This window comes from Gluconobacter sphaericus NBRC 12467, from assembly GCF_006539125.1.
Taxonomy (GTDB): Bacteria; Pseudomonadota; Alphaproteobacteria; order Acetobacterales; family Acetobacteraceae; genus Gluconobacter; species Gluconobacter sphaericus.
Genome location: NZ_BJMK01000010.1, coordinates 1 through 20038 on the forward strand (window position 1 = coordinate 1; position 20038 = coordinate 20038).

The following is a 20038-nucleotide window of genomic DNA, read 5'->3' on the forward strand; positions in this document are numbered from 1 at the left end:
AAAACAAAGGTTGGAAGAGGCAAAATCAATATCGACAACAGCGCAGAGACAGAGAGAGCAAGACCGATATCTGAGCCAGGAACCCATTTTTTTAGAGAACGCACACTCTGAGGAATATTATTTGATGAAAAAATATTTCTCACCTCAGAAGAGAAACTTTTTTTTATATTATTCATTTTTCTTCCGCTGTGGTTTTTTTATTTTCCTGACTTTACGATTTCAGTCATGGTTACGCCTAAACGCGTTTCATCCACCATAACCACCTCACCTCTTGCAATTAAGCGATTATTAACAAAAATATCGATTGGATCTCCAATTTTCTGGTCTAATTCCACTACAGCTCCCCGCCCCAGCTTCAATAATTGGTTTATCGGCATTGTAGCTCGACCCAACACTGCGCTTACTGTAACAGGGATGTTATAAATGGCTTGCAAATCATTGGGCGTTTTATCACCTAGAATTTCTTCTTTTGAAAATTGTTCTTTTTCCAGACTGAAATCATCTTTATCCAGCATTTTTTCCTCCTATTTTTCATGAGAGAACGAGAGAATTTCTAACGTTATTTCAGAAATAACTTTATCTGCATTCCTCACAAACAGACCTGCATCCCAAGAAACCTTAAAATCTCCACCTTTCTTCGCTTCATCTACAATAATATTTATTTTTTTTTGTGTGGATTCTCGAAAATACCCTTCTATTTTTTCAGAAAACTCTTGAGAACAAGTTAATTCTAACTGAGATTTATCACTTATAAATGAGTTAATTTTTTCGATCGTTCGCTTCGATTCTTCCATTCCATACTGTTTCAAAAGCGCTGGAAACAGATTCACAAGCATTTTCAAAAAGAAAGACGTAGCCTGCTTAGAAATATCCTTATCTATGTTTTTTATACTATCAGATATTCTATCTATTTCTTTTTTTATTTCATTTTTATAAAAAATCTCTATGCTTATTTTTTCATTATCAAACGATTCCTTTCCTGATATTTTTCCTTCCTGCAGTCCCCTTTGATAATATTCTTCTAAAAGTTCATCAGATATCGTATTAATATTTTCGTTCTCGATAAGCGGCGGAATATCGTTATTTTTCTTTGCACTGTCCGGCAAGACCCTATCGAAATCCTCCGCGTAGAGAATTCCAGAAGCATTATTGCCTCCTAAGAAATTGTGGACCATCAAAAAATCATCTCATTTCCAGGCTGTTCTTGATCAATCAGATCAATTTCGCCTCGGTCTACAAGATCTTTCGCAATCACAAGAATTTGGTTCTGTGCAGAATCAACATCTTTTACTCGCACAGGACCCAAATCTTCGATTTCATCCATAAGAATACGACCTGCACGCTCCGACATAGAAGCAAAAAACGCCTGTTTCAATTTATCGCTTGAACCTTTAAGGGCTAGCGGAAGGCTTTCCCGAGGTATCTGATTCAGCAATACTATTAAACTTTCACCAGAGATGTTTACAAGCTCTTCGAAAGTAAACATAAGATTTTTTACCTGATCAGCATCAGATTGACTCCGACCCTCCAGAGAATTCATAAACTTACCTTCAATACGTCTGTCAAAATTATTAAATATTTCTGCCATAACCTCATGGCTATTCCGATTTATTCCGCGCGGAATATTTGAAACAAATTCCGATCTTAGTGTTTTTTCAACGCTTTGAAGAATATTTTTCTGTATTGTTCCTGTTTTAAGCATTCTTACCATGATATCTAACGAAAATTCTTCGGGGAGAAGCACCAAAACCTTAGCCGCATGAGAAGGTTTGATCCGACTCAATATAACGGCAACAGTCTGTGGGTATTCATTTTTTAAATAATTTGCGAGAACTGTCTCTGATACATTACCAAGCTTATCCCACATTGTACGTCCAGCGGGCCCACGGATTTCTTCCATGATTGCTGCAGCACGATTAGCGGGGAGAGCATTTTTGAGAAGTTTTTCCGTACTTTCCAGATCTCCAACTATACCTTCAGCAGCCCCTAAACTCTGGCTAAATTCGTGGCATACTTTTTCAACGGTATTTGACGAAACAATACCCAACTGAGCCATTACGGATGAAATCTCTCTAATTTCCTCTTCATGCATCTGCTCAAACAAACGAGAACAGTTTTCTTCGCCCAAGGCCATCATCAAAATCGCCACTTTTTGTACGCCGGAGACATTTTTTTCTATATTCATTGCCCTGCCACTCCTTCCTGAGAAGGAATTAACCACCCCCTTATCAAGGCAATACTTTCAGATGGATGAGTTTCCACAAGATCTACAACTTTCTGCACGGAAGAGGCTCTAATCAGTCCCTGTACTCCACTGACAGATACTGTTTCTTCATCATCTGGTTCACCATTTACATAAGCCGCCTCGAGCATTGGAGTTCTTGCTCTCTCGGATTGCTCAGGCAGATAAACAGCTCTCTGCGAAGAAAGATCGGCAGCCGGGGGGCGGGCTTCAGAAGCGGCAAAATTGAGCAATTTCCCCGAGTTGGATTCCCCAATCGGCCGAAGTAATGGGCGCACGACAAAAAACAGAACCATCGCCAGGCAGGCTGCGAACAATCCAAATCTTATCGCCTCCATCTGATTTGAATGGGTAAAAAACTTACTCCAGGCGGAAGTCTCTGGCTTCATTTCCATGTCCATATCCGCAAACTTCATAGACATTACGGTGACTACGTCACCTCTACTTTGATCGAAACCAATAGCGCTTCTTGTCAACGCAGTTATTCGTCCAAGTTCTTCCTGATTACGCGGCTGCCATAATGCGTGTCCTTTTTCATCAGAATGGCTGATACCGTCGACCATGACGGCCATACTGATACGGGCAATGCGTGGCTGATCCTGAACCAGGGTCCGGACTGTCTTACTTATCTCATAGTTGTTCGTTTGTTCCTGCCGGTTGCTCTGACTGCCATTCTGCTGCTGTCCTGCATTGGCGTTCGGAAGATTATTGGACACCGTGGTGTTAGTAGAGCCTTGGGTATTGATGCTTTTTTCTGTCTTGGTCTGTTGCGACCGCAGAACCTGCTGATCGGGATCATAATTTTCCTGAGTTTCCCGAACATGATCATTATTCATGGTGACGTTGGCTTCTACACGCACGTGCCCAGGCCCCAATGAAGAGCCCAGCAGATCCTCAACTTCACGCGCGATCCGCTGTTCAATTAATTGCCGCTGTTCTTCCGCAGACTGACCACCGTTTGAGCTTCCTTCTCCCTGCTTGAGAAGAACATGACCGCGATTGTCGATCAGCGAGATATTGTGGGCGTCCAGCCCGGGGACCGCTGCGGAAACCAGGTTCACGACTGCTGCAATGCTTTCATCATCCAACCGACGCCCACTATCCATTGAAAGAAGGACGCTTGCCTGAGCATTCTGCTCGTCTGTTGAAAAAAGCTCTCTGTGACGCAGCACAAGATGCACCCTAGCATTCCGGACACCATGGATCAGACGGATTGAACGTTCCAGTTCGCCCTCGAGTGCACGAGTTTCATTAATGGTTTGTTCGAATTGCGTGGCGGTAAAACTGTTGCCCTTGTCGAATATCTCGTATCCGACAGACCCACCTGATGGCAGGCCGCTTTGCGCCAGAAGTAATCTAGCACGTGCAACGTCATCATCAGGCACCATAATAATGCTACCCTGATCCTGAAGACGATATTTAATGTGGGCCTTTGTAAGCTGCTCTACTATTTCACCCGCTTCATGCGCTTCCAGATCGCGGTAGAGCAGACCATTTGTTGCGTTGACACCATGCAGAACAAGCACACCGAGCAGGACTAGCATCGCAGCGCCAACGCCACCAAGAGCAGCCAGACGGGGGAGCCCCAGCTGCTTGAGGTTTACTAGAAGCGCTTTCATCGGCTGCTCTCTCTCCAGTTTTTCAGTGAATCGTCATCGTGGCGATTCCCTTTAGAAAAACCTTCCTGCACTGCCCACATGACCCCTTAACCCCTAAACCCAACTGACGATAATGCTGATTGTGGAGAAAAAAGGTTAACGCACGCCTAACAATGGGCATTATCAGTCACTAGAATCAGGTGGTCGAAAATCCGGTCAGATCGCTCATGTCAATGGTAGCATCGCCCATATCAATATTAACTCCCGTTGTTCCCTTTGAAACACTAGTAACAGTCCCCGTTATCGTGGTCGGAAGAGCAACGCTGGTACCATCAGTAGAGCTTCCCTCTACAGCAACTGTATAAGCGCCATCGCTCAACTGCGTACCACTGTTATTCTTACCGTTCCATGTCCAGGTATTTATTCCCGCTGACGCGTTGACTGTTTCGGATTTCACGACCGTACCCGTACTGTCCGTTACGGCAATCGCGACATCTTCTGCCTGCGGCGCGGTAAACGACAGGGATGCAGAACCGCTCTGAAGCGGCAAACTGGAACTGCTCGCAGTTGTCGTCTTACCGATCAGGCTGACCGCTGAAGCCATCTGGTTATCCTGCGTCGCGGAAATCAGGCTGGTCAGATTTGTATTGGTCTCGACCTGCTGCTGAACACCAGCAAATTGAGCGAGTTCGGCCGTGAAGGAATCAGTGCTGGTTGGGTTACTGGGGTCCTGATGCTGCAACTGTGTTGTAAGCAGCGTGAGGAACTGGTTGAAATTTCCTCCCAGAGATGAGAGCGAGCTACTCGAACTGCTGGCACTCGTTGAAGTACTGGAAGACGCAGCGGCTGCATTTGCCGCCGCATTGCTTTTCGCGGCGGCAATAGCCTGGCTTAGAAGCGACGTGCTGGCGGTCGTTGTACCAACTGAAGAAACCATGTTTCGAATCCTATGTTAGACGGTGAGATCGACAACGCCACGCAGAAACCGGCGTTCAGGGGCTGGAGTATCAGTCGCAGATGAGGTTTCCTTTGCGCCCCCTCCTGACTTGTTATTGCTTCCCTGCCGCTCATCCTGGGATGACATGCCCAGAAAAGAGGGTTGCGAAAGACTGATCTGGATATCCGGAGGGATGATGCTCTGCGAGGCAGTCACGGAAACGGAACTCTGCGCCAGACTTGCGAGCAATGTATCGCGGTCGTCTTTGAGAGACTGGTAGACTTTCGGATTGTCGGTATTGATGTGAATCCGCTGTTCCATGGCAATCGTTTCACCAATTTCCACATGGACTTTTTCGTGGTGACCGACATTCATTTCAATATGAGTTGTCGTTCTCCCGTTACTGTTCTTCTGATAGAGCAAAGGCTGCTGCTCGTCATGACGGGAGAGCTGTTCATTATTGTCCGCCGTCTCTGAAGCATTCTCTGACTGAGCGACATGAGACGCCTCGACGGCTGAATCGGTCGAGGTTTTCAACGCGGATACAGAGTCCAGTTGAAATACTGGAACGCTCTGTGCTGCAGTCGTCACATTCGAGACAATGCTTCCTTTTACTTCCACAATATCCTGTTTCTCTGCTGAAAAGATGGTCTCTTTTTGAGGGGATGCTTCGATCCCACCCGTTTCTGAATTTGACTGTGTGGTGTCAGCTAATGACGGATGGTCTTTCGGCGCCGCATCTTCTGCAGCAGAGACGTTCGATCCGGCAACAGGGATATTGTCCTGTGGGGATGCAGTTTCCGTTGAGTGACCATCAGCCGCGTCACCCCCCTCACCCTGCATCAGGGTAGGCTTTTCTGCCTTCTGCCTGTCAGCAGCCGAATATTTGTCACTGTTCTTCGGGACATTCGCTTGAGACGTCTTCTGGTGTCCATCCCCAACGTTTTTTTGAGACTGTCCCTTATGATCTGCCACGGCGCTCTTTTGAGCGGCAGAAGACGATACTGTATTCTTAGCGCTTATACTGACCTGCTTTGCAGAAATAAAATACGGCTGCGAGCTTGCTGCTTCGTGGCGCTTCGTGGCGGCAGCCATTTCAGAGCTGGTTTTTTGAAGCTGGGTTTGACTCTTCTCCCCGGGAGGAGATACCGCAGCCTTTATGACGCGCGGCTTTCCTGTTGAAGTTCTCTGGCTATCATCTGCATGCGCAGAGGTTTTTTGGTGCACATAGCTTGCCAGAAAATCGCGAAAACGCTCATTCGATGCCAGTTGGGTTTGCGGCAGAGTTTCGAGCCGTCCTGCCCCCGTTGTCGTTACAACTGCGGATGTCGTGACATGTGACAAAACTGTGTGCCTCCGGTTCCGCTAACAATGGGAAACCCGGAGAAACTGTTGGCACAGGAACAGTAAAGAAAGCGTTTAACAGCCCCAAAAGCATACGCGCTCGAGAAAAGCTTTTTTCAGGCTTTCTCGAGCGCGTTAGAGCACATGTCAGCAATTACAGAACTGAACGGCTCATCCCTTCAGAAACATGAAGCTGGGGACACCTTAGAACTCAGGGATGAATCGCATCATAAGCAGGGGATCCTGCAAAAGGTCCGCGCGGAATTGTGGGTGCGCTGGGGCATACAGGAGGGTTACCTTCCAGAGCGAACGCCTGCACTGTATGCGTCGTTGTAGAGACCAGACCTCTGACAGCCAGTCTCCGGTTCAACCGGACACCTGCCAGAAATTCCTCTGGCAGAATGATCGTGGTTCCATCGCGCAATTTCACGCCCGTAGGCGCGATGCCGGAGACAATCCCCTGCGTGACGGGCAGCGGCGTCATGTCATAGACGCAGGGAGCTGCCTCGGCTGCGGAGACGGACATAGCCAGGACAAAGCTGGCGAAAGCGAATTTTTTCAATGTCGGAAATGCCTCATGCCAGTGAATACCATGGCGATCCCGGCAGCATCTGCCGCATCGATCACCTCCTGATCACGAATGGAGCCGCCTGGCTGAATGACAGCCACAGCGCCCGCCGCAACAACGCTCTCAAGACCGTCAGCGAAAGGGAAGAAGGCGTCGGAAGCCGCAACCGAACCAGTCGTCAGAGGTGCGCCTTCTCCCGCTTCGTTCGCAGCGTCCTCGCTCTTGCGCGCGGCAATACGCGCGCTATCCACTCGGGACATCTGCCCGGCACCAATACCAACCGTTGCCCCGTTGCGGACATAGATGACAGCGTTTGACTTCACATGTTTTGCGACACGGAACGCAAACAGCAGGTCCTTCATTTCCTGAGCCGTCGGTGCGCGTTTAGTCACGACCTGCAGATCGGCTTCCGTCACACGACCCGCATCACGGGTCTGAGCCAAGAAACCGCCCGCAACGGAGCGGAACGCCAGCCCTTCTGCAGCCGGATCCGGCACGCCCTGCGTCAGCAGCAGACGCAGATTCTTCTTGCGCGACAGGACCTCGATCGCTTCCGCATCGGCATCCGGAGCCACGATCACTTCGGTGAAGATCTTGCTGATCCTCTGAGCTGTGGCACCATTCAGCGTCCGGTTGACTGCAACGATGCCGCCGAAGGCCGAGACAGGATCACAACGCAGAGCCGCGATCCAGGCCTGTTCCAGAGTGGTAGCAGAAGCCACGCCACACGGATTGGCATGCTTGACGATCACGACCGTCGGTTCGTCGAACTCGGCTACGGCTTCGAATGCAGCGTCCGTGTCATTGATATTGTTGTAGCTCAGGGCCTTACCCTGAACCTGACGTGCGCTTGCAACGCCCGGACGCTGACTGCCGTCACGATAGAAGGCGGCTTTCTGGTGCGGGTTCTCGCCATAGCGCAGCAGATCATCGCGGGTGCCGCTCAGCGTCAGAACGGGAGGCAGGATCTCACCGGCCTGTTTAGCGAACCAGCGGGAAATCATGCTGTCATAGGCAGCCGTATGCGCATAGGCGGAAGCAGCGTAATCGCGGCGCTCCGTCAGAAGCGTGCCGCCCTGTTCCAGTGAGGCGACGACAGCCGCATACTGACGCGAATCCGTCAGGATCGTGACGTGATCGAAGTTCTTCGCAGCAGCGCGGATCATGGCCGGGCCGCCGATATCGATGTTCTCGATACAGTCCTCGTCCCCTGCCCCGGACGCGACGGTTGCGGCAAAAGGATAGAGGTTCACACAGACTAGGTCGATCGGCGCAATGCCATGTTCCGCCATCTGTGCGATATGTGTCGGTAGGTCGCGGCGTCCAAGGATGCCACCATGCACCTGTGGGACGAGGGTCTTGACCCGGCCGTCCAAAATTTCAGGAAAACCGGTATGCTCCGAGACATCTTTGACTGTCAGACCCGCTTCACGAAGGGTCTTCGCAGAGCCTCCCGTCGAAAGCAGTTCCGCACCGTGGGCGGCTAGCGCACGCCCCAGTTCGATCAGTCCCGTTTTGTCAGAAACGGAGAGGAGGGCGCGACGGACGGGGAGTCGGGTCTCAGTCATGATGAGAATGAAATATCCTTCAAAACATGTCTGCGCAACCGAGCGTGATGCGCAGTGGGAGGAACATGACCCGGAACAGAGCCATTACCGGAAACTCCTGCCCAACCCAGAAGGCAGAGAATGGGCACAAGAAGCATGATTTCTCCGATCCCGCCAGTCCGGACATAAGGCCAGAGCGAGAGGCGCGAACGGCTGAGAGGCGCGAAGAGCTGACACCCGCCTGTCGGAAGGTCAGCCGCGATATGCGTCCCTGCCCCCAGCAGAAGCGCCCCCCAGGGGCCACGCAGGCTTTCGGGCCCCATCAACCCTTTCAGCACGACCGCGGCCAAAAGCAACATCACCCCTGAATGCGTGAGACCACGATGACCAAAGGCCTTTGCCAGAAAGCGGGAGAGGAATTTCAGTCGACTACCGAGCATGGAGCGTTCGGTATCGATGTCTGGCAAAAGACTGCCAAGCAGTCCCGTACAGACGGAGAGCGGTTCAGGCGACAAGATGTGCCAGCGCATTGCGCACAGCACGGCAAAGCCGCCAATCAGCAGATGGGAACGTCCGGTCACGCGCCCTATATGGTCTGCTTCGACGTGCCCCGCAAACTTTTTGTTCACAAAACGTTCACGGACGCCGCAACATTCTGACGGCATCCGCAAAACACTTCGAAAATCAGACCGTAAAGAGTGCCGCAGCCGTGGCGCGCTGACGGACCTTGTCCGCATCGAATGTGCCGGCCGTCACCCAGGACCCACCGACACAAGCTACGGACGGCAGCGCCAACCAGTCCGGTGCGCTCTCTTCCGTAATGCCGCCCGTAGGACAGAAGCGGATATTGCTACCGAACACACTGGCCAAACTCTTGAGCGCAGGAATGCCGCCATTCGTCACGGCCGGGAAGAACTTGAAACGCGACAGACCCAGATCCAGACCACGCATAATGTCGCCCGCATTCGCCACACCCGGCAGGAACGGGACATCATGCTCGACCGACGCCTTTGCCAGCGCCTCGGTCAGACCGGGGCTGACGATGAAGCGTGCACCCGCCTTAACGGCACGGTCCATATCGGACGGATTCAACACCGTACCGGCACCTACCAGTGCGCCCGGTACTTTCGACATTTCTTCAATGACTTCAAGGGCGCAGGGGGTCCGCAGTGTAACTTCTAGTGTGGACAGTCCACCGGCCACCAGTGCTTCGGCCATAGGGCGGGCCTGCGCCACGTCATTGACCACCAGCACCGGCATGACCGGACAGCGGTTCATGACGGCGTCGAGTTTGGCAGTATCGATCATCAAAACTCTTCCTTAGTGAATGTCATCGCCAACAGCTTCGGTCACGCGATACATCTGAGCCAGCATCGCGGATCCGCCGGCCTCGGCCGGATCATGCACCGAACGCATCAGCGCGAACAGTTCGCGGCCCGTTCCCAACGCCGGGAGCGGCGGAGAAACCGGCTTGCGGCTCTCCCACTCGGCGGCATCCACCAGAGCCTCGATCTGCCCCGTTGCGGCGCAGACACGGATCATGTCGCCGTCCCGCACACGGGCGATCGCCCCCCCAACCTGCGCTTCGGGGCCAACGTGAATGGCTGCTGGCACCTTGCCGCTCGCGCCGGACATGCGTCCATCCGTCAGCAGAGCAACCTTAAATCCGCGATCCTGAAGAACACCCAGCGCCGGGGTCAGCTTGTGAAGCTCCGGCATACCATTGGCTTCTGGCCCCTGGAACCGGACGACCACAACAACATCGCGCTCCAGTTCACCGTTCTGATAGGCCGTGATGACGTCTTGCTGGTCCTGGAAAACCCGTGCCGGCGCTTCAACAGTCAGATGTTCAGGCGCAATAGCGCTGCTCTTGTAAATCGCGCGCCCTAGGTTACCAGTCATCAAGCGCATACCGCCATCTGGACGGAAAGGCGTAGCCACATCACGCAGGATATCGGTGTCCGTGGACGGCTTTGCGTGGCTGTAAACAAGCTCGTCGCCTTCAAGCGAGGCGCGACGGGCATAATCAGAGAAACCACCACGCGAGACCGTCAGGATGTCCTTGTGCAACATGCCGGCGCGCGTCAGTTCAGCAATCACGGTCGGCATACCACCCACGCGGTTGAACGCGTTCACGTCCTCGGAACCGCTCGGATAAACACGGCTAATCAGCGGCACCGCGGACGACAGACGGCTGATGTCTTCCCAGTCGATCAGAATACCAGCGGCCCGGGCAATAGCCGGAAGATGGATCGAATGGTTGGTGGAACCACCCGTCGCCAACAGCCCAACGGCCGCGTTCACGATAGCCCTTTCATCCACGCAATGGGCGAGCGGACGGACATCCTCGCCGTTCAGACCGATTTCCGCGAGGCGATGAATCCCCGAGCGGGTCATAGCCTGACGCAGCTTTGTATTGGGGTTGATGAACGCCGAATCCGGCATCATCAGACCCATGATTTCGACCATCATCTGGTTCGTATTGGCCGTTCCATAGAACGTGCAGGTTCCCGCGCTGTGATAGGAGGCGTTTTCCGCTTCCATCAGTTCAGCCTGTCCGACCTTGCCCTGAACATAGAGCTGGCGGATGCGCTGCTTTTCCTTGTTCGGAAGGCCGGACGGCATCGGACCAGCCGGGATCAGCATGGTTGGCAGATGGCCAAAGCGCAGGGCGCCCATCAAAAGCCCCGGTACGATCTTGTCGCAGATCCCGAGCAGCGCCACACTTTCGAACATACCATGGCTCAGACCAACCGCCGTGGACATGGCAATCACGTCACGGGAGAACAGGGACAGCTCCATCCCCTCTTGCCCCTGCGTCACGCCGTCACACATGGCCGGCGCGCCGCCTGCAACCTGGGCCGTCGCGCCGACTTCGCGGGCAAACAGCTTGATCTGCTCGGGATAACGACCATAAGGCTGATGTGCCGAGAGCATATCATTATAAGTCGTAATTATGCCGATATTGGTGCCGGTGGGACGCATCAGTTCCGACTTATCGGAGCTTGATGCTGCGATGGCATGAGCCAGATTCCCGCAGGCTAGCTTGGGCCGTAGCACACCTTTGGCACGATTGCGCTCCATCAGGGCGAGATACCGGCGACGGGAGACTTTCGAACGCTCGATGATACGGGCAGTCACGCTCTCGACGACGGAATTCAGAGACATCTGGAAATACTCGCTACTCGGCTGATGCCTGCAATGCGTTCAGGAAAGGCCGACTTTCCGGCGCAAAGCACGGTATCGTGATTGAACCATCGTACATACGGAAAGCCCTTCCCCAGAGCAAGCCATCCGCAAATGAAAACCTTAATATTCTCATTTTTATTTCAAGGAATCATTCCATATGGCATCTTAGTTCCAAAAATAACATCACCACAGCAACAATGCGAATGAGATGTGTTAATTCCGGTTTTCAGAAATCTCCTTCAGCCCCGCACAGAAATTGACGTACAAAACTAGAAGCGTCGACAAAAAAAACCGGAAAGACCTACTGTCACTAAATGATCGGTAATTTGCTCGATCTGTCCCCATGAAATACCCATAAGAGTCAGAAGCGAATATTCACGGAGACGATATCATGAAATTCATTCCCGCCATGGCTGCGATTTCAACCCTTCTCTGCGCAACACCCCTGGCCGGCGCCGCTTCACTTCACTCACATTGGGAGCAGTTCAAGGCACACCGGGCTTTTCATCACCTTTCCGCTGATGGTCAGCGCGCCTTTCAGGACATCATGAACGCCCGTGACATCCTGCAGACAGGCGGCAAGACCGAGGCGGCCATTCCGGCACTTTATGATGCCCAGAAGCGCCTCGCCGCTGCTGAAAAGGCTGACAAGAAGTTTCAGGCCGCCGAAAGCGATCTGCACCCCGCCCCGCAACACCCCGTGGCAACAAACCATCAGCCTGTTGTGGGACAAACCGACTGGCTTCCAGTTGGCGGTGAGTTCATCGTGAATGAAACTCTTGCTCCCGAAAAGAAGACGGCTATTGCCTCGGCCAATGCGCAGCTGAAATCCGGCAACACGGATCAGGCCGCTGAAACCATGAAGGTTGTCGGCGAAGATGCAGACTTCATTCTGGCGCTTGCTCCTATCACGCCGGTCCAAGGCGCAGTCTACCGTGCGACCGTGTTCACAGAAGGCCATCATCCGCAGGACGCTGTTGATGCGCTGACTCAGGCTCTGGATTCGGTGATCTTCGTCTCCGAAAGCGCTGTCGAATCACAGGCCCCGGCCACCGCGGCTCCGGCAGCTGCCACTAAGTAATCTTCAAGGGCCCAGCCCTCAGACAAAAAAAAGCGCTGCAGGCCAGACCTGCAGCGCTTTTTTGCGCTGGCTCTTCAATATGCCTCAACTCCAAGCGGAGCCCTCTGCCGGAAGCAGAATCGTATTTTCCATGTTAACCAGCCCACTACCGATTTTCGGCGGCCATACACCCGTGGCCACGGCCTGCGCCCGGATTTCCAGACGGGCATTCATGTCCGCATACGGCCAGATATGCGCCAGCCGAGGCGTTCCCTCAATCGAGATCATCCCGCAAAGCAGCGGAGACAGCTCCAGACGGAGCGGAACCGCAGCGGCAAAAGCCTCTTCCACGTTTCCGACCTGTCCGAGCTTCAGATCGTAACAGCGCCATTCATAGAGGCTGCCGTGCTCCCCGGCCGGAAGCAGCGGGGAAATAATGCGCCAGCTTGTCACCGCAACATTCTGGACAGGCTCTTCCGGAATAGCTGCAAGCACATCCGGACGCCCTTCCAGAAGAGCATTATAGGTATCTGCTGTTCGGAAAAGAACAACTCGGTTCAGGACACCGATCTCACTCACCCAAACGGCGAGCCCGTCACGCCCCGTGAGGGCAGAAACCACCTGCGGCATCTGTCCGATGCGGACATCGAGAACGATGGTTTCTGCGTAGCTCATGGGCTGTCTCCGGTTTATTTCCCTGCCTGCTGGGCAGCGACAAAATTTTCCAGCCAGTGGATCGTATAATCCCCCTTCTGAAAAGACGGGTCCGCCAGAATCTTCTGGTGCAGCGGAATAACCGTCTTCACACCGTCAACCACGCATTCATCCAGGGCCCGCTGCATACGGGCAATGGCTTCAGCGCGCGTGGGGGCATGCACGATCAGTTTGGCGATCATGCTGTCGTAGTAAGGCGGGATGCGATAACCAGCGTAAATCGCGCTGTCCATACGAACGCCCAATCCACCCGGAGCATGAAACACCTTGATCGTACCGGGGCTCGGCATGAAGGTTTCCGGGTCTTCCGCATTGATGCGGCACTCGATCGCATGACCGGACATCTTGATGTCCGACTGCGTGTACCCAAGCGGCTCACCAGAGGCGATCCGGATCTGCTCACGCACGAGATCCACGTTGCAGACCATCTCCGTCACCGGATGCTCGACCTGAAGACGCGTGTTCATCTCGATGAAGCAGAACTGGCCGTCCTGATACAGGAACTCCAGCGTGCCCGCATTGCGATAGCCCATGCGCGAAAGGGCCTCGGTCGCTGTGCGGCCAATTTCCTCACGTTCGGCGTCAGTCAGGGCCGGTGAACCGGCTTCTTCCAGCAGTTTCTGGTGACGGCGCTGGAGCGAACAGTCACGCTCTCCGAAATGCACGACATTGCCATGCGCATCGCCAAGAATCTGAAGCTCGATATGACGCGGACGGTTGAGATACTTTTCGAGATAGACCTCGTCATTGCCGAAAGCGGCACGGGCTTCGGCACGGGCGACCGACCAGGCTTCCTCGATGTCGTCCGCCGTCATCGCGACCTTCATCCCACGTCCGCCACCACCGGCAGCAGCCTTGATGAGGACCGGATAGCCGACCTTGTCCGCAACTTCACGCGCGGCCTGCAAGTCCGCCAGACCGCCATCGGACCCCGGCACCAGCGGCACGCCGAGCGCGCGCATGGTCGTCTTGGCGGCAATCTTGTCGCCCATCGTGCGGATATGCTCGGCGGTCGGACCGATGAAGACAAGACCGTGTTCTTCTACGGTCTCAGCAAATTCGGCATTTTCCGACAGAAAGCCATAGCCGGGATGAATGGCGTCTGCTCCCGTGATCATCGCAGCCGAAAGGATGGCGGCAACATTCAGATAGGAATCGCGCGCACTCGGCGGACCGATGCAGACGGCTTCGTCCGCAAGGCGCACATGCATCGCATCGGCGTCTGCCGTCGAATGCACGGCAACGGTTTTGATGCCCATCTCGCGGCAGGCGCGCTGGATCCGCAGCGCGATCTCACCCCGGTTGGCAATGAGGACCTTGGAAATCATTACTCGATGATCGCCAGAGCTTCGCCGAACTCGACCGGCTGACCGGATTCAACAAGGAACTTCGTCAGCGTACCGGCACGGGGGGCCTTGATCTGGTTGAAGGTCTTCATGGCTTCGATGAGCATGATCGTCTGACCCGCAGTCACCGTCTGGCCTTCGACGGCGAACGGCGGAGAGGCCGGATCGGGTGTCAGATAGGCAACACCAACCATTGGGCTCGGCACCATACCCGGGTGCTTGGCCGGATCAGCCGGAGCCGCAACAGCGGCGACAACAGCCGGGGCAGCGGGTGCCGCAGCGGCCTGAACCGGAGCAGCAGCCTGAACCACATTGACGTTGCGGGCCACGCGGATACGGCTGTCCGCTTCGGAAATCTCGATTTCGGTCAGGCCGGTCTGTGTCAGAATATCGGCCAATGCCCGGATGGCATCCTTGTCCACGAGCATACGGCTCATCCTTCGTCTTCGATCATGTCGGTTATTGCCTGAAGCGCGTGCGCATATCCCCTGACGCCGAGGCCACAGATCACGCCGATGGCGGCCTGCGAGACGTAAGTGTGATGACGGAACGGCTCCCTGCGATGAATATTGGAAATATGAACCTCGACCACTGGCAGCTCGACGGCCAGAAGCGCGTCGAGCAGGGCAATCGAGGTGTGTCCATAAGCTGCGGGATTGATCACGATTCCGTCTGCACGGCCGCGACATTCCTGAACCCAGGACACAAGCTCACCCTCTCCGTTCGTCTGGCGGAAATCAATGGCGACATCAAGCCGTTCGGCAGCCTGAATGCACACCTGCTCGACATCATCGAGCGTGGCGTGACCATAGATTCCGGGCTGTCGAAGACCCAGCATATTGAGATTCGGACCGTTGAGAACGGTGATCAGAGGGCGTTTCATCTGGCCGCGCGATAGCACTTTCGGAGCTGTCATGAAAGCGTCATTGCCCTATTGCTGCCGTCTTCAGGGTATCCAAAAAGGGACAGGGCCGCATTTTTGTGCTATCTGGTGCGATCTGAGCCCGCCCCGTCCACTGGAGAAGAACCTGATATAGTGCGCTTTGATCTGTCTGTCCTTCGCAATCCCTCACGTTGTATTCCCCTGCGCAGCATGACGTTCGCCGTGGCGCTTGCCGGGCTGGCCAGTCATCACGCCGCTCACGCGAGCGACGATTCTGCCGTGATTGGAACGCCGAAGACGAGCTGGGCAGACTCCGTTCGGGCCGCACTTGCAAACCGTGCCCACCAGGCCGCTCACGTCTGGTCCCAGCATGGCATGGCGAGCTGGTATGGACGGCATTTTCATGGACGACGCACGGCCAGCGGGACGACATTCAACACCAACGATCTGACAGCAGCGCACCCTTCCCTGCCTCTCGGCACGAAGCTTCTCGTGACATCGCAGGATACGGGACGCTCCGTCGTAGTGACGGTCAATGACCGTGGGCCTTTCAACAGCCGCATCATTGACCTGTCCCATGCCGCTGCTGCAAAGATCGGCATGCTCGGCGCAGGCACGGCTCATGTCACAATTGCGAAGATGACGGATATTGCGCCGCCCCTGCATCCCGCCACGGAGCCGGAAGTAGCCGAGGCCGATCCGTCGGACACGAGCGCACAGGCCATTCAGGCGGCGGGAACCAGCATCGCCCCCGTCTCACAGGGCAGCGACACACACCGTACGCCGCACCACCACTGATCTTTACGGCTGCCTGACCTTACTGTCAGGCAGCTCCGGGCTGAGGAGGCACTTCCTGACTCTGACCGGCCCGGGCTTCGAGGCTGGCATTCAACTCCGCCCCGAACAGCACCACATACGCGCTCACGAAAAGCCACATCATGATGGCAGCCACGGCACCAAGTGGCCCGTAGGTTGCGCCGTAGCTCGCGAAATGCGCGACATACCATGAGAAACCCAGCGACGTGATGACCCACAGGATGGTCGCGAGTGCCGAACCCGGAAAAATCCAGCGCCACTGTGTATGCACGCGGCAGGGGGCAAAGCGGTAGAGCAGCGTCACGGCGATAAAAACAAACAGCAGCATCAACAGCGGTGCAAGCGTGTGCACGACCATCGGCGCGCCGTAAGAGAGCAGCAGATCAACCGGAAATGGCGGATCGCTCAGGAAACTGACATGACGCGGCAGGTAATCCACCAGTGCCGGTGCAGCCACCATCAGGGCCAGTGTCAGCGCAGCCCCCAGAATGGCCGTCAACGTAGTGGATAGTGCGATGGCCTGGAACTTCAGGAAGCTCCTGGTTTCCTGCGCATTATAAGCCATGTTGAGCGCGGAAAGGACCGACTTCGTGCTTGCCGAAGCCGACCACAGGGCGACTGCGAGCGAGAAGATCAGCCCGATCGTTAGCGACGAATGAGGCTGGGAAATCAGTTCGTGAATCCGATCCCCGATCAGAGTGTAAGCTGAGGGCGGCAGGAGATCGCGGAGGACTTCGAGCTGCGGCTCAACTGTCTGCAGGTCAAACGCCAGACCATATAGGGAAATCAGGCTGGAAATGGCCGGAAAAAGGGAGAGCGTGGCGTAAAAGGCGCATCCCGCAGCCGACAGCGATGTCTGGCTTGAGCCCACTTCAGCAAACAGATGCTTCGCGATGACGCGCCAGGCCGCATGATGTAGCCGGTCCGGAGACGATGCGGCATCCGAATCAGTCGTGCCTGCTACAGCAGATTCGGGTCCGGATTCCGAAGGTACGGCATGTTCCGACCCGGTTCGGGAGCCGGAGAGAGGCGCAGATTCGGGTGTCAAGCTCACGCAGGGTGTCCTCGGCAGTTTCCTGTTAGGGCAGCAGTCTTGGCATCTTTGCCGCTATTTACCGGACTGTCCGTAACGAACGTCCATATTGAACGACATGAGCCAGTACAGACGCGGAAGATGCCTTCAGCGTTCCGAATTCGCCCTGATTCAATTCACCAATATTGGCAAAACCATCACAATGCAAAATTATCGGTTGCGTGACAGGCGATTTGGTCTCATATCCCGCCCTCACGCAGCAACGCACGTGCCACTGGCCCACTCGAGGTTACGCAACGACGTCAAGCGTTCTGGCCTTCAGGAATCCACCCTTTACGGATTCCCGCTATTCGCCGGTCCGTTCGACCGTTTCGCAACATACTCGCAGGGCGATATCGTTCCCTGACGAGTCCGGTTCTGGGAATTGAGTGTCATGACTCCCAAAATCACCCGCTTCCTTGCCGAGCAACAGCCGGCAACCCCTTGCCTCGTCGTCGATCTCGACGTCGTCGGGGCGCATTACCGTGCCCTGCACGATGCGCTCCCGGAAGCAAAAATCTATTACGCCATCAAGGCCAACCCGGCCCAGGCCATCCTTGACCGCCTCATTGCCCTGGGCTCGTCCTTCGACGTCGCATCCCCTGCGGAAATCAGGATGTGTCTGAATGCCGGCGCAACCCCGGACAGGATTTCCTACGGCAACACACTGAAGAAAGCCGAATGGATCCGCGAAGCGCATGACCTGGGCATCAGCCTGTTCGTTTTCGACAGCATCGAAGAACTGGAGAAGCTTGCCAAGCATGCTCCTGGCGCGCGCGTTTTCTGCCGCCTGGCTGTCGAGAACGAAGGCGCGGACTGGCCCCTGTCGCGCAAGTTCGGCACCACGCTGAGTAACGCTCGCACGCTGATGCTGCGCGCCCGTAAACTGGGCCTGAAGCCTTACGGCCTGTCCTTCCATGTCGGGAGCCAACAGACGGGCGTTGCCGCTTATGATCATGCGATCGCCAAAGCTGCCGCCCTGTACCATGACCTGCGAGCGCAGGGCGTAGACCTTCAGATGCTCAATCTGGGTGGTGGTTTTCCGACGCATTACTGCGAGAACGTACCCTCCGTTCAGGATTTCGCCGACACGATTCATGCGTCCCTCAAGACGCATTTCCCGGACGGTGCGCCTGAAATCCTGCTCGAGCCAGGCCGCTACATGGTCGGACAGTCCGGCATAGTGTCGAGCGAGGTCATCCTCGTCAGCCGTCGCGGCGGTGCCGTGACCGATCCGCGCTGGGTCTATCTTGATATCGGGCGCTTCGGTGGCCTGGCCGAAACTGAAGGTGAAGCCATCCGCTACACTTTCCGCACATCCCGCGATTCCGACGACACCAGCCGCTCCCCCTGCGTAGTCGCCGGCCCAAGCTGTGACGGCGTGGACATCATGTACGAGAAGAACCGCATCCCTCTGCCAGACTCTCTGGAATGTGGGGACCGCGTCGAGATCCTCGCCACGGGCGCGTATGTCTCGACCTACTGCTCCATCGGCTTCAACGGCTTCCCGCCGTTGACCGAATACTACATCTGAAAACAGCCCCTCCGGACCAGCCGAGGTCCGGAGCATGATCCCTTTGCCTGTCTCTCTAGACGCAGGCATGAAGCCCTGCCGATATGGGACAGACAGGTATTCCTGTCTGTCCTTCAAGGGAAGGGTTTTTCATGAAACCCAGCGCACGCAACCAGCTCAAGGGCCGGATCACAAACATTCTCAGGGGCGCGACGACGTCCCACATCACCATCGATGTCAACAGCACGCTCATCACAAGCGTCATGATCGGCGTAGATTGAATGTTCAGGAAACGTTTCAGGAGCCTCAGCTCCTGAAAGATGCTTCCAGCCCGGATTGATATCCCAGCGCAGACAACAGATCATCTGCAGAAATTTCGAGGTTCACGCAGGCTAGCCAGCAGAACCCGACCACTCCGACAGCCAGCAATAGCAGACAGACCGTCATGTGTTCCAGCTCCTCAAGCCTTGGACGCTGCGGTTCTGCCCCGTTCCGGGTGGGGCGTCCGCTCAGCGACATCATCAGTGCATCACCCGGCTGGCGTCATGCGACATACCAGCATGTAAAGGCCCGCTATCCTGTGGCCACAGAACCCGCATCCGAGACGGACTGACCGACCGCCAGCGGTTGATCGAAGACAGCGCCCCTCCCCCCGAAATGGTGGTCTCGTCTTTCAGCAGTTTTTTGGGCAGCCAGTGCCCCGCTCCCGCAAGACAATCCGCCAGCAGGGTCAGCGCCGTGGCCAGGCAACCCTGGACAAACCTGTCAGGAAAAATTTCAGCCAGAAGCACGAAAACTTCGCGCTGCCCCTCGTTCTGGGCAGCGATGATCCCGCGCAGGAAGCGTTCCTCCAGCGCGGTCAGAGACTGCATGCCCGGTGCATTCACCGCAAGCCGCGGCTGATCCGCGACCTCCAGAAGATGGGTGGCGTCCGCAAAGGCTCCTTCCGCGGCATCCAGGGCCGAACGGAAACAGGCGGGAAACAGACCGTCGGTCGTTTTCGTCTCGGGGCAGCTTGGCAAACGGTAATGGCTGATGAGGCAGCGGATACTCCACAGCGCGAGGCGTTCACAGCAGCAGAGGTCGGATAAAGAAAGCGACAGCCGTGTCATGGAAAAACTCCGAATCAGCAGAACCGGAGTCATCCTAATTGAGAATGATTTGCAATTACAACTTAAAAACGCTCCGCAAGGCATAAAGATACGACCC

The 20038-nt window shown here is 55.1% G+C and carries 23 protein-coding genes; 5 read left to right on the plus strand and 18 right to left on the minus strand.

Annotation, left to right across the window (positions count from 1 at the left end; translation table 11 throughout):
• Nucleotides 1-197: 197 nt before the first annotated feature.
• The 11 genes from fliN to edd form a co-directional block, all read right to left on the minus strand.
• Entirely contained in the window at nucleotides 198-515 is a 318-nt protein-coding gene (gene fliN / locus GSP01_RS08320; RefSeq protein ID WP_141352595.1) for a flagellar motor switch protein FliN, read from the minus strand.
• Nucleotides 516-524: 9 nt separating this feature from the next.
• Nucleotides 525-1175 carry a hypothetical protein gene (locus tag GSP01_RS08325; protein WP_141352597.1) on the minus strand — a complete coding sequence of 217 codons (651 nt, stop codon included), beginning with the start codon at nucleotides 1173-1175 and terminating at the stop codon, nucleotides 525-527.
• Complete coding sequence (locus tag GSP01_RS08330; RefSeq protein ID WP_167495504.1) at nucleotides 1175-2185, minus strand: flagellar motor switch protein FliG; 1011 nt, start codon at nucleotides 2183-2185, stop codon at nucleotides 1175-1177. The genes GSP01_RS08325 and GSP01_RS08330 overlap by 1 nt, the downstream gene beginning before the upstream one ends.
• The gene (gene fliF / locus GSP01_RS08335) at nucleotides 2182-3861 is read right to left on the minus strand and encodes a flagellar basal-body MS-ring/collar protein FliF (protein WP_141352599.1); all 1680 of its coding nucleotides are present in this window, start codon (nucleotides 3859-3861) and stop codon (nucleotides 2182-2184) included. The genes GSP01_RS08330 and fliF overlap by 4 nt, the downstream gene beginning before the upstream one ends.
• A gap of 175 nt (nucleotides 3862-4036) precedes the next feature.
• Nucleotides 4037-4777 carry a flagellar hook assembly protein FlgD gene (locus GSP01_RS08340; protein WP_141352601.1) on the minus strand — a complete coding sequence of 247 codons (741 nt, stop codon included), beginning with the start codon at nucleotides 4775-4777 and terminating at the stop codon, nucleotides 4037-4039.
• Between the two features lie 15 nt (nucleotides 4778-4792).
• On the minus strand, nucleotides 4793-6121 hold the full coding sequence (locus tag GSP01_RS08345) for a flagellar hook-length control protein FliK (protein ID WP_141352603.1): 1329 nt from the start codon (nucleotides 6119-6121) through the stop codon (nucleotides 4793-4795).
• A gap of 211 nt (nucleotides 6122-6332) precedes the next feature.
• Nucleotides 6333-6683: a hypothetical protein gene (locus GSP01_RS08350; RefSeq protein WP_141352605.1), complete on the minus strand. Its 351-nt coding sequence runs from the start codon at nucleotides 6681-6683 to the stop codon at nucleotides 6333-6335.
• The gene (gene purH / locus GSP01_RS08355) at nucleotides 6680-8257 is read right to left on the minus strand and encodes a bifunctional phosphoribosylaminoimidazolecarboxamide formyltransferase/IMP cyclohydrolase (protein WP_141352607.1); all 1578 of its coding nucleotides are present in this window, start codon (nucleotides 8255-8257) and stop codon (nucleotides 6680-6682) included. The genes GSP01_RS08350 and purH overlap by 4 nt, the downstream gene beginning before the upstream one ends.
• Entirely contained in the window at nucleotides 8254-8817 is a 564-nt protein-coding gene (locus tag GSP01_RS08360; RefSeq protein ID WP_141352609.1) for a metal-dependent hydrolase, read from the minus strand. The genes purH and GSP01_RS08360 overlap by 4 nt, the downstream gene beginning before the upstream one ends.
• A gap of 103 nt (nucleotides 8818-8920) precedes the next feature.
• Entirely contained in the window at nucleotides 8921-9544 is a 624-nt protein-coding gene (gene eda / locus GSP01_RS08365) for a bifunctional 4-hydroxy-2-oxoglutarate aldolase/2-dehydro-3-deoxy-phosphogluconate aldolase (RefSeq protein WP_141352611.1), read from the minus strand.
• A gap of 12 nt (nucleotides 9545-9556) precedes the next feature.
• The gene (gene edd / locus GSP01_RS08370) at nucleotides 9557-11404 is read right to left on the minus strand and encodes a phosphogluconate dehydratase (RefSeq protein ID WP_141352613.1); all 1848 of its coding nucleotides are present in this window, start codon (nucleotides 11402-11404) and stop codon (nucleotides 9557-9559) included.
• A gap of 412 nt (nucleotides 11405-11816) precedes the next feature.
• Between edd and GSP01_RS08375 the strand changes: the two genes are divergently transcribed.
• Nucleotides 11817-12506: a YfdX family protein gene (locus GSP01_RS08375; protein ID WP_141352615.1), complete on the plus strand. Its 690-nt coding sequence runs from the start codon at nucleotides 11817-11819 to the stop codon at nucleotides 12504-12506.
• 84 nt (nucleotides 12507-12590) lie between these two features.
• Here the strand turns inward: GSP01_RS08375 and GSP01_RS08380 are convergent, their stop codons facing one another.
• Genes GSP01_RS08380 through aroQ form a run of 4 tightly spaced genes read right to left on the minus strand, consistent with a single transcriptional unit; the run spans nucleotide 12591 to nucleotide 15428 of the window.
• Nucleotides 12591-13160, minus strand: coding sequence for an NIPSNAP family protein (locus tag GSP01_RS08380; protein ID WP_141352617.1), 570 nt, complete (start codon nucleotides 13158-13160; stop codon nucleotides 12591-12593).
• A gap of 14 nt (nucleotides 13161-13174) precedes the next feature.
• Nucleotides 13175-14527, minus strand: a complete 1353-nt coding sequence (gene accC / locus GSP01_RS08385) for an acetyl-CoA carboxylase biotin carboxylase subunit (RefSeq protein ID WP_141352619.1) — start codon at nucleotides 14525-14527, stop codon at nucleotides 13175-13177.
• Nucleotides 14527-14982, minus strand: coding sequence for an acetyl-CoA carboxylase biotin carboxyl carrier protein (locus GSP01_RS08390; RefSeq protein ID WP_141352621.1), 456 nt, complete (start codon nucleotides 14980-14982; stop codon nucleotides 14527-14529). Before GSP01_RS08390 ends, accC begins: the two co-directional genes overlap by 1 nt.
• On the minus strand, nucleotides 14979-15428 hold the full coding sequence (gene aroQ / locus GSP01_RS08395) for a type II 3-dehydroquinate dehydratase (RefSeq protein ID WP_041112562.1): 450 nt from the start codon (nucleotides 15426-15428) through the stop codon (nucleotides 14979-14981). The genes GSP01_RS08390 and aroQ overlap by 4 nt, the downstream gene beginning before the upstream one ends.
• Nucleotides 15429-15581: 153 nt before the next feature.
• On the opposite strand from aroQ, the gene GSP01_RS08400 reads away from it, so the two are divergent.
• The gene (locus GSP01_RS08400; RefSeq protein ID WP_141352623.1) at nucleotides 15582-16226 is read left to right on the plus strand and encodes a septal ring lytic transglycosylase RlpA family protein; all 645 of its coding nucleotides are present in this window, start codon (nucleotides 15582-15584) and stop codon (nucleotides 16224-16226) included.
• A gap of 25 nt (nucleotides 16227-16251) precedes the next feature.
• On the opposite strand, the gene GSP01_RS08405 is transcribed toward GSP01_RS08400, so the two are convergent.
• Nucleotides 16252-17298, minus strand: coding sequence for a YihY/virulence factor BrkB family protein (locus GSP01_RS08405; RefSeq protein WP_141352625.1), 1047 nt, complete (start codon nucleotides 17296-17298; stop codon nucleotides 16252-16254).
• 247 nt (nucleotides 17299-17545) lie between these two features.
• Between GSP01_RS08405 and GSP01_RS14720 the strand changes: the two genes are divergently transcribed.
• The 3 genes from GSP01_RS14720 to GSP01_RS08415 all read left to right on the plus strand — a co-directional run bounded on the left by GSP01_RS14720 (nucleotide 17546) and on the right by GSP01_RS08415 (nucleotide 19110).
• Nucleotides 17546-17683 (plus strand): hypothetical protein, encoded by a 138-nt coding sequence (locus tag GSP01_RS14720; RefSeq protein ID WP_167495505.1) that lies wholly within the window; start codon nucleotides 17546-17548, stop codon nucleotides 17681-17683.
• 27 nt (nucleotides 17684-17710) lie between these two features.
• A complete protein-coding gene (locus tag GSP01_RS08410) occupies nucleotides 17711-18850 on the plus strand; it encodes a type III PLP-dependent enzyme (protein ID WP_141352627.1) in 1140 nt (379 codons plus the stop codon).
• A gap of 131 nt (nucleotides 18851-18981) precedes the next feature.
• Nucleotides 18982-19110, plus strand: a complete 129-nt coding sequence (locus GSP01_RS08415; RefSeq protein ID WP_141352629.1) for a TOBE domain-containing protein — start codon at nucleotides 18982-18984, stop codon at nucleotides 19108-19110.
• A gap of 25 nt (nucleotides 19111-19135) precedes the next feature.
• Here the strand turns inward: GSP01_RS08415 and GSP01_RS08420 are convergent, their stop codons facing one another.
• Together GSP01_RS08420 and GSP01_RS08425 are read right to left on the minus strand one after the other, a co-directional pair.
• Nucleotides 19136-19351 carry a hypothetical protein gene (locus tag GSP01_RS08420; RefSeq protein ID WP_141352631.1) on the minus strand — a complete coding sequence of 72 codons (216 nt, stop codon included), beginning with the start codon at nucleotides 19349-19351 and terminating at the stop codon, nucleotides 19136-19138.
• Nucleotides 19351-19941: a hypothetical protein gene (locus GSP01_RS08425; RefSeq protein ID WP_228123839.1), complete on the minus strand. Its 591-nt coding sequence runs from the start codon at nucleotides 19939-19941 to the stop codon at nucleotides 19351-19353. The genes GSP01_RS08420 and GSP01_RS08425 overlap by 1 nt, the downstream gene beginning before the upstream one ends.
• Between the last annotated feature and the right edge of the window lie 97 nt (nucleotides 19942-20038).

Excerpts from the sequence above, each read along its gene's own strand:
- accC (WP_141352619.1), bottom strand. The coding sequence starts at position 14,527 with ATGATTTCCAAGGTCCTCATTGCCAACCGGGGTGAGATCGCGCTGCGG.
- GSP01_RS08420 (WP_141352631.1), bottom strand. The coding sequence starts at position 19,351 with ATGATGTCGCTGAGCGGACGCCCCACCCGGAACGGGGCAGAACCGCAG.
- purH (WP_141352607.1), bottom strand. The coding sequence starts at position 8,257 with ATGACTGAGACCCGACTCCCCGTCCGTCGCGCCCTCCTCTCCGTTTCT.
- fliN (WP_141352595.1), bottom strand. The coding sequence starts at position 515 with ATGCTGGATAAAGATGATTTCAGTCTGGAAAAAGAACAATTTTCAAAA.
- GSP01_RS08340 (WP_141352601.1), bottom strand. The coding sequence starts at position 4,777 with ATGGTTTCTTCAGTTGGTACAACGACCGCCAGCACGTCGCTTCTAAGC.
- aroQ (WP_041112562.1), bottom strand. The coding sequence starts at position 15,428 with ATGAAACGCCCTCTGATCACCGTTCTCAACGGTCCGAATCTCAATATG.
- eda (WP_141352611.1), bottom strand. The coding sequence starts at position 9,544 with ATGATCGATACTGCCAAACTCGACGCCGTCATGAACCGCTGTCCGGTC.
- GSP01_RS08380 (WP_141352617.1), bottom strand. The coding sequence starts at position 13,160 with ATGAGCTACGCAGAAACCATCGTTCTCGATGTCCGCATCGGACAGATG.
- GSP01_RS08325 (WP_141352597.1), bottom strand. The coding sequence starts at position 1,175 with ATGGTCCACAATTTCTTAGGAGGCAATAATGCTTCTGGAATTCTCTAC.
- GSP01_RS08415 (WP_141352629.1), top strand. The coding sequence starts at position 18,982 with ATGAAACCCAGCGCACGCAACCAGCTCAAGGGCCGGATCACAAACATT.
- GSP01_RS08410 (WP_141352627.1), top strand. The coding sequence starts at position 17,711 with ATGACTCCCAAAATCACCCGCTTCCTTGCCGAGCAACAGCCGGCAACC.
- fliF (WP_141352599.1), bottom strand. The coding sequence starts at position 3,861 with ATGAAAGCGCTTCTAGTAAACCTCAAGCAGCTGGGGCTCCCCCGTCTG.
- GSP01_RS08330 (WP_167495504.1), bottom strand. The coding sequence starts at position 2,185 with ATGAATATAGAAAAAAATGTCTCCGGCGTACAAAAAGTGGCGATTTTG.
- edd (WP_141352613.1), bottom strand. The coding sequence starts at position 11,404 with ATGTCTCTGAATTCCGTCGTCGAGAGCGTGACTGCCCGTATCATCGAG.
- GSP01_RS08375 (WP_141352615.1), top strand. The coding sequence starts at position 11,817 with ATGAAATTCATTCCCGCCATGGCTGCGATTTCAACCCTTCTCTGCGCA.
- GSP01_RS08390 (WP_141352621.1), bottom strand. The coding sequence starts at position 14,982 with ATGAGCCGTATGCTCGTGGACAAGGATGCCATCCGGGCATTGGCCGAT.
- GSP01_RS08425 (WP_228123839.1), bottom strand. The coding sequence starts at position 19,941 with ATGACACGGCTGTCGCTTTCTTTATCCGACCTCTGCTGCTGTGAACGC.